Source organism: Hyphomonas sp. (assembly GCF_013823385.1).
Lineage (GTDB): Bacteria > Pseudomonadota > Alphaproteobacteria > Caulobacterales > Hyphomonadaceae > Hyphomonas.
On record NZ_PNMA01000060.1, the window covers coordinates 1 to 7892 of the forward strand.

8 protein-coding genes and 1 pseudogene are annotated in these 7892 nt (G+C 60.9%); 6 read left to right on the forward strand and 3 right to left on the reverse strand.

What is annotated here, in order from left to right:
• The 3 genes and pseudogenes from C0456_RS18910 to C0456_RS18920 all read right to left on the reverse strand — a co-directional run.
• Window positions 1-215 (reverse strand): annotated as a pseudogene (locus C0456_RS18910) (hypothetical protein); the annotation flags it as partial.
• Window positions 212-742, reverse strand: coding sequence for a hypothetical protein (locus tag C0456_RS18915; protein WP_231752687.1), 531 nt, complete (start codon window positions 740-742; stop codon window positions 212-214). The pseudogene C0456_RS18910 and the gene C0456_RS18915, both read right to left, overlap by 4 nt.
• Window positions 705-1181, reverse strand: a complete 477-nt coding sequence (locus C0456_RS18920; protein WP_291055622.1) for a helix-turn-helix domain-containing protein — start codon at window positions 1179-1181, stop codon at window positions 705-707. Before C0456_RS18920 ends, C0456_RS18915 begins: the two co-directional genes overlap by 38 nt.
• Window positions 1182-1585: 404 nt before the next feature.
• Between C0456_RS18920 and C0456_RS18925 the strand changes: the two genes are divergently transcribed.
• The 6 genes from C0456_RS18925 (at window position 1586) to C0456_RS18950 (ending at window position 7685) form a co-directional block, all read left to right on the forward strand.
• Window positions 1586-2656 carry an alpha/beta hydrolase gene (locus C0456_RS18925; protein ID WP_291055625.1) on the forward strand — a complete coding sequence of 357 codons (1071 nt, stop codon included), beginning with the start codon at window positions 1586-1588 and terminating at the stop codon, window positions 2654-2656.
• Between the two features lie 120 nt (window positions 2657-2776).
• Window positions 2777-3235, forward strand: coding sequence for a helix-turn-helix transcriptional regulator (locus tag C0456_RS18930; RefSeq protein WP_055581884.1), 459 nt, complete (start codon window positions 2777-2779; stop codon window positions 3233-3235).
• A complete protein-coding gene (locus C0456_RS18935) occupies window positions 3236-3739 on the forward strand; it encodes a hypothetical protein (protein ID WP_065136022.1) in 504 nt (167 codons plus the stop codon).
• Window positions 3740-3895: 156 nt separating this feature from the next.
• Window positions 3896-5086 carry a DUF6545 domain-containing protein gene (locus C0456_RS18940; RefSeq protein ID WP_065136023.1) on the forward strand — a complete coding sequence of 397 codons (1191 nt, stop codon included), beginning with the start codon at window positions 3896-3898 and terminating at the stop codon, window positions 5084-5086.
• Window positions 5083-6510: a cytochrome P450 gene (locus C0456_RS18945; RefSeq protein ID WP_287042106.1), complete on the forward strand. Its 1428-nt coding sequence runs from the start codon at window positions 5083-5085 to the stop codon at window positions 6508-6510. Before C0456_RS18940 ends, C0456_RS18945 begins: the two co-directional genes overlap by 4 nt.
• A gap of 74 nt (window positions 6511-6584) precedes the next feature.
• Window positions 6585-7685 (forward strand): methyltransferase, encoded by a 1101-nt coding sequence (locus tag C0456_RS18950; protein ID WP_287042108.1) that lies wholly within the window; start codon window positions 6585-6587, stop codon window positions 7683-7685.
• The last annotated feature ends 207 nt before the right edge of the window (window positions 7686-7892 follow it).

The window sequence follows — 7892 nt, forward strand, 5'->3', positions numbered from 1 at the left end:
AGTTGGGCGGTAGTCGGCGACATGAGGGCGCCTCGAGACAGGATGTCTTCGACGCTGCCCTCGCGCAGAAGTTGGGCCACGAGGACGAATGCCATCAAGTTGTTGTAATAGGTGTCGTAGCTGTTGGTCCTACACAGCCAGTAACGCCCGACGAGCAAGACCGCCATGGTCACGATGACGGGCCAGGCAATGACGGCTGGGACGCTAGAAATCATCGCCGATGAAGGAAGGCGCTACGCATCATCGATTGGCTTTGCGCTGCCTCGGCGGCGGCAAGCATCAATACCGAAGCAAACCGTTCGGCGTCCCGTTCCTGCTCGTCGGCGTAGTCCGTGCGCCCCAGGACCGTCCGTATCAGGGCTGGCTCGAGGTCGGGGAGGATGGAGCGGCACAGTTCGGCGATCGCAGTCGGCCCTACCCTGTTGCCCTCGCGTGGCCCGCTGCGATGTTCAAGGACCATGTGGCCAATCTCGTGGCAGACAATTTGATCAATGTGGTAGTCGGTTGTCCCCGCCTCATGAACGATGATGTCTTCATCATCTTTGATCAGCCACAGGCCGCAGGGGCTGTCGATGAAGGCTGCGGTGTCAGTCGGGATCAGCCGGATGGGGCGGCCACGCTGATGCGCAAAATTTTCGACGAACGTTCGCCGATCCCATGGCACAGGGATCGGCAATTGACGCGCCAGGGTAAGCAGATCAGCGTTAGTCGCTGCCATGATCTGGCCCTCGAGGAGAGACATCGACCGGCGGCAGCTGTTCGAGTTGGCGCACGTGATCGGCCATCGCCGCCAAGCTATTGAGGGACTCGGTCGTCAATCCGTGGGCGCGCATCGCCAGGTCGCGCACGCCACTGTCCCGCAAGGCCTGCAGCAGATTGAGTTGCGCGTCAATCTGCGGATCGATACCAGGGTCGATCAAATATGACGGTGAGACCCCAAAGAACTCGGCGATCGCCCGAAGGTGCTGGACAGTCGGATTGTTCTTGGCGCCCGTGCGCAGCTGCCACACGCAGGCGGCACTGATCGACACACCGGTGTGTTTCGTGATGGCTTCCGCGGCTGCAGCGTTGGACAACGGCGGTTCGGTGGGCTTGCGCATGATGTCGAACAGCTTGTTGAGCTTGGTCGCCAGTTCAGTGACCTCGCCTGTAGCCGAATCACGGTGCACAGGGTCAGTCAATCTACTCTCGTTTCGCTCCACGCCCCCTCGCATAAACTGAGGTTACTACACGACATCGTCCCAGTTCCGGGTGGAAGTCTCTCTGCGGACTGACGCCCAGGACTGGGCCGGACGGTGGCAGCGGCTGCGGCACAATCGCTTGCATTTATGTGAGTATATGGTATGAACTAGGTCAAGTACACAGATTGATGGAAGTCAGCGGCGACCAGCGACGACGCCTGCCAAGCCCGGCTGACAGCCTTAACGCGTCAAATAGCCGCCAAGATGGGGGATGTGTTGTGTTGACAAAGGATTCCCATGTGGCGCGCATCCAACGTGATGAGTGGCTAGAGCTGACACGTACGCAATCCCTTCTTCCGACACAACGAAGGTTTCCATTCAGGACGACGCGGGCAGAATCGACGATGACAGTGCCAAGCGAGACGCAGATGGACTCAGAATCGGTGCCCGACGAGTCACGAATAGAGTTCTACGAAAGCTATTTTCGCGCCCATCACGGCCTTTCCTGCAGCCTGTTCACGGCATCCGATGGGGAGCGGTTGCACGTCTACACCGCCGGTCCCGACGCGGCGTCAGCGATACTTCTGTGCAACGCGCCGGGAATGTCGGTTGAGTTCGTTCGCCCCCTTGCCCATCGGCTGGCCGGAGCGTTCCGTGTGATCACATGGGAGTCCCGTGAACTGCCGGGCGTGTATCACGACGCCCAGTCATTGCGGCATCTGATGGATCGTCAGGTGCGTGACGGGCTGGAAGTACTCGCTCACTTCGGCGTGTCCGGCGCGAAGCTGCTCGGCTGGAGCGCCGGGACGCGGATTGCACTAGAAATTGCCTCAATATGGGATGGCGCCGCCAGCAGTTTGGTCCTGATGAATGGTGCCTACCCGACTGAACTCGCAGAACTCACCGCGCTGACACGGAAATATGCCGACGATTTGCAGCCTGGTCCGACGGGAAGCGATGACACACCGGCGCGGGCGGTGGAAACGGGCGCAATATTTATGACCCGCGACCTCAGCGGTGCCAGACCAGGCAGTAACGCGGCCGCCATGTATCCTTTTGGCCCGCCACAGCGACCTGCCGAGAATATCCGGGCCTACGCAAAACTGCTTCTGTCGCAAGCGGATAACGCGCTGGACCTGAGCAAGCTACCGTACGTTCCCGCGCTGATCCTGACTTGCGATGGGGACGTGACCTCACCTCCCAGCTCATCCACTCGCTTCGCCTCAGAGGTCCCACTGAAGGCCCAGTGTATTTCGTTCCCAGCTGGCGACCACTTCTCGCTGTACTGGGACCCTCGATTCATTGACGCCGTCGATGACTTCGTCAAGTGCTCGGAACTTACCGAAACCGCCAGTAGCCCCGATGTCGCGGCAACGCCCAGGTTCGGAAAGGTCGCCACTTCTACGGTGGGTGCGGGGGAGAGGATCACCGTGGCGGCGCTGTCGAAGCGGTCACCGACACGCGCACTCGCCTAACGGCCGTCAGTCTCGTCGCGACCGATCCTGCACATGCGTTCCCCCCAGAGTTTAGGCTCGCAGCACGCGATCCTGATAACATCGGTACACGTCCGGTGTCATCGCGTGAAACGAGAGTGTATGGCCGAGAGTGCTTCACTTGGGCTTCAAAGTAATTCCGGGCTGGCGCAGAAGCTGAACAAATTGTTCGAGGTCATGCGTAAGCCCTCGGATGCGCCGTTGTCTAACGCCGCGGCGGCGGAGGCGATCAAAGAGAAGACGGGCGTATCCATCAGTGCGGCATATATATGGCAATTGCGTAGTGGCCTGAAGACAAACCCCACTGTTACGCACCTGCAAGCGATGGCCAAATTCTTCGGAGTGCCGGCGTCCTACCTGATCGACTCCGACTCTGAGCCGGAGATCGAAGGGCAACTCAACCTGCTGCAAGCACTGCGAGACAGTGGCGTGCGTGATTTGGCAATGCGCGCTTCGGGGCTCACCCCGAGCGCGATCACCAACATCGCAGCAATGGTCGACCACGTGCGTCGATTAGAGCACCTGCCGCCGGTCGCCAATGATGAAGGGACATCCAAGTAGATGGCGGTTGCGAGCAATGACATTCTCGATTTGGTGCGCGCTTTGCCCATCCCCACGCCCTGGAATCGAAATGTCTTCGTCGAGAACCTCTCGAAAAAGCGCGGTCGCGCGATCACGCTCGTCCCTACAGACACCGCGTCACTGGGGCTCGGCCCCTGCGGACTGTGGCTTTCCCGTGACGACGACGACCTGATCCTGCACGAAGTAGGGACTTCGGAGTATCACATCGATCAAATTGTCGGCCATGAGGTCGGGCATATGTTGCTGGGGCACGATCGCATCGATGCCTTCGGCAATAAGAAGGAACGCCAACGCGATTTGTGTCACTACGTGTTGCCCGATATCGACCCCGAAACGGTTCGGGCAGTCTTGGGGCGCACCAACTGCCCCGGCGACGAAGACGAACGCGACGCCGAGAGGTTTGCTTCTGCGCTGATGCTGGCCGTCGCTGATGCCAACGAACGGCGATCGATTGTGCGCAGCGCCTTTTTCCGCCGACGATGAGCCCGGTCCTTCCAGACACCACCGCTGACCGGTGACGAAGTTCATCATTGTCATCGATCGTTTGTGGTGGCGGCGGGCAGACCTCCATGTGAAACACTTTTTCACGGTGCCTGCACACGTGGCGGTGTTTCAGTGACCCCCTCCGCCGTCCCGGCCATGATCGCCTGGCCATTCATCGCATTCATGACAGTGGTACTACTCGGGCGCTACCGGTGGTTCAACGAAAATCTCTCGGAAAAGTACATCAACAACACCCTGGCCTTCTTGTGGGCGGCTCAGCTACTCCGAGAACCCTTCGTGCAAAGGCAGATGATCGATTCAGCATTGGTCACGGAGCCCGGCGTGTGGCAAATAAGTACCGCGCTCATGGGCTACAGCTTCACCGAATTCATCGGATTCAGCATGCTGTGGTCAGGGATGCCCGAAGCGGAAACCCGCCGCAAACACCGGTACTACCGTATGGCGGCGATTCTGCTAATCACGGGATTTCTGATCTGCGGGACCCGTGCCCGCCTTGCCAACAAGCCCCTAGAGCTCCTGGTGGGGTGGGATTCAGTGACAACGCTGAGTTGCCTCACGGCCATGTTGATGGTCCTGGCTATACGTCTGGTGTGGAATTCCCTCAGCGAGCTGCGGGCGGCCAATAGCCCCCGGGAACGCTGGATTGCACTGAGCACACTGCTGATGGGGGTGTTCGGCGTCGGAATCGTAGTGCAAGAGGCTGCGCTGCAGCTGTTCGACCAACTCGGCTGGACTCACACCGCTAGTTACCGCAAGGGGTCGCACGAGGACGGTCTCTTTTTCGGCATCCTGGCGCCGTTTGTGATGGCCGCCGTCCCTCTCGCGCTGAAGCTGCTCCGGTCGCTCGGGCTGGATCGCACCACTCGAAGCTGGCACAAACTGCAACCCCTGCGCCAGGCGATGAGAGCCGTCACCCCAGAACGCTTCATCGATTCTGACGACGAGGAGTTCGGGCGGCGGGGAAAGTCGACACTTCAACTGCACGACACCGTGGTCGAGATCCGCGACGCCATCTTGCGCCTGCGCCCCTACGTCCGCGCAATACCCGAGGATGAGGTGATTTGCTTCCTGGATGTGTCCCAAACTGTCCGTGCCAGCGAGCGCGAGGCCGCGCTTGCCGCGCTGCGTCTCGCTCACGCCGCGAACGCGAAAACTGCCGGCATCACCCCCGATCCCCCCGAAGGCGACGCCGCGCTGATCGTCACCTCAAAAGCGACAACCCTCGAAGAAGAAGCGGCCGAACTGCTCACGCTGGCGAAATGGTGGCCCAGCGCGTACGCCGCAGCCACCTCCGTGGCCCCCACGAAAGCGAGCCCAACACCATGACCACGCCCACCGCCACGGCCATCCCGCACTCCCGCTTCCGGCTTCCCTTGCTTGGTGATCTCCTCACCATCGACTTCACCAGCCCTGTACTAGGAACGACCGACAAGCTGCGCAACTCCACCGACGGAATCTTCGAACAGCGCATCTTCGCCCTATCAGCCATCGCTATCTCCGATGCCGCCCTCATCGAGGAAGTCAACGACGAAACCCGATGGCAAAAACACGTCGGTCCGCTCGTCGACAAGCTGCGCCTCACCCTCGGAGACGGACTCTTCACCGCCTACAACGATGAACCCAACTGGCACAAAGCCCACAACATCCTGATGCCCGCGTTCACCAAGACAGCCATGAAGAACTACCACGACAGCATGGCCACCACCGTCGAAGAACTTGCCCAGGCATGGAAAGACGCCAGCGCCAAGCGGTCGTGGATTGACATCCCCGCCCAAGCCAACCGGCTCACCGTCGAAATCATCGCGCGCGCAGGATTGGGCCACACCTTCGGCAACCTCAGCGATCCGGGGGAGAACGCATTCAGCGCAGCCATCATCAGCGAACTGAGCTACGTGCGGCGCGCGATGCGCGTCGACCCGATTCCCTTCTACACCAATCTCTTCGGGAAGAAACGCTATCAGCAGCACCTGGCCGACAGGGAGTTCATCCGAAACTTGGTCTGCGGCATTGTCGATGCGCGCCGCAACAACCCGGCACCAGGACCAACCGAAAACATGCTCGACATCATGCTCCACAGCGCCGATCCCGAGACGGGGGAGAAGCTGGACTCGGAGAACGTTGTCAACCAAATCCTTACCATGATGGCAGCCGGTAGCGAGACGTCAGCTAACACCATCTCGTTCGCCCTGCATTATCTGTCCGCCCACCTCGACGTGGCGGCTCGCGCACGCGCCGAAATCGACCAACGCTGGCCCGAATCTGACTTTCCGCGCATCGAATTCGACGACATCGCCAAGTTCAGATATCTGCGGCGGGTGGTCGACGAAACGCTGCGCCTGTGGCCCGTAGCCCCCGGTTACTACCGTCAAGCTCGCAGCGATACCACCCTCGGCGACGGCAAATATAGCTTCCGGAAGGGAGATTGGGTGGCTGTCGTCCTGCTGGCCGCCCACCGCTCCCCGGCCTGGGGGCCCGACCCCAACGAATTCAACCCCGACCGATTTCTCCCCGAGAACCTACGCAAGCTGCCCCCGCACATCTACAAACCCTTCGGCACCGGGCCACGAGCCTGCATCGGCCGCCAATTCGCACTCCACGAAATTTGCTTGACACTCGCCGCGATCCTGCACCAGTTCGACCTGGAACCCAAGCCCGGTTACCACCTCAAGATCGCCGAAACACTGACCCTGAAACCCGCCGACTTTCAGTTACGCCTGCACCCGCGACATCGACCTGACAACCCCAGCTAGCCGGGCCGCTGACGGCGAGTGCCAGCACGGCCACCTCAAAGCAACTGGCCGCCAACAGGCGAGAGGAACCGACGATGCGCCTGCCATTCCTGCCCCTACCACTGTGGGTCGCGCGTGGGGTGATCGACCTTCGAGAACGGCTGCTGGGCCTCGCCGACGCCACAGTCCCTGGGGAAATCACGCTGTTCCTCGACGTCATCTTCGGGCTGCAGAAAACAAAAATCGCCGGCGTTCTCGTCACCTCCGGCATCGCCGATGCCCTTGGCGAAACCTCTCGGCGGCCAGTCGATCTGGCCGACGAACTCGGATTAGATTCTGACGTGACAACCAGGATCGTCAACGCCGCGATCACGCTGCGACTGATCAAACGTGACCGCACCGGACGTGTGCGCTTGACCAGAATCGGTGCGCCGCTGCGCCGTGAACACCCCAAGTCGATCGCATCCTGGGCCGCCTACTACGCAGACCCAGACACCGCGGCGGTCTACGCCCACCTTGACCGCCAACTACGCGATGGCGCCGAAATATCCGGACATCGAGCAGCATTCGGCAAATCGCTATGGGAATATCTAGGCGATCGCCCAGAACGAGGAGATGCGTTCGCAGATGCGATGCGCCAACTCACCGAATTCGACCTTGCCGGGATCGCCCAGTCCTACCCCTGGCCGAAGCACGGAACCATCTGCGACATCGGCGGCGGAGTGGGACACCTGCTTGCAGCCATCCTCGAACAGCGCCCGCATGCGCGAGGCATCCTGCTCGACACACCGGAAGTACTTGAGCGGGCAGACAGATTTCTGCGCCAACAAGGGCTCGACGATCGGATCGAAACCCGCGCCGGCGACCTGTTCGGCCAACTCGACGCTCACGCGGACGTGTACACGATGAAATGGATCCTGCACGACTGGAGCGACGACGCATGCCGCGACATCCTCAAAAGCGTACGCGCCACCATGCCGACCGGCTCCAAGCTAGTCACCATCGATCAACACCACGAATCTGCCCGCCCCAACGCCTTCACCGCCATGGCCGACGTGATGATGCTCGTCTTCTGCGAAGGCGGGCGAGAACGCTCACCCCAGCAAGTGCAAGCACTGATGCGCGACGCCGGGCTCATACCGGGACCAGTTCGCCACTTCGGACCGACAATGCTCGTCGAGGCCACCGCGCCCTAATGGAAGCGGTGAAGATCCTGGAAGTGCAGCCGCGAAGGACTCCCCGCGTAAGGGGGGTGCGCAGCGTTCAGATGCTGACGGCGGGAACTGTGGAGGCCCTCCCCGGCCGAAACGCACTGAGATTTGTTCGAAATGGCTTGTCCTGTAACTGGTGCCGAGCTAGGAAGTGAATGGGTGTCGGGAGGGAGTCGGAGGTGGTCCTAGCCT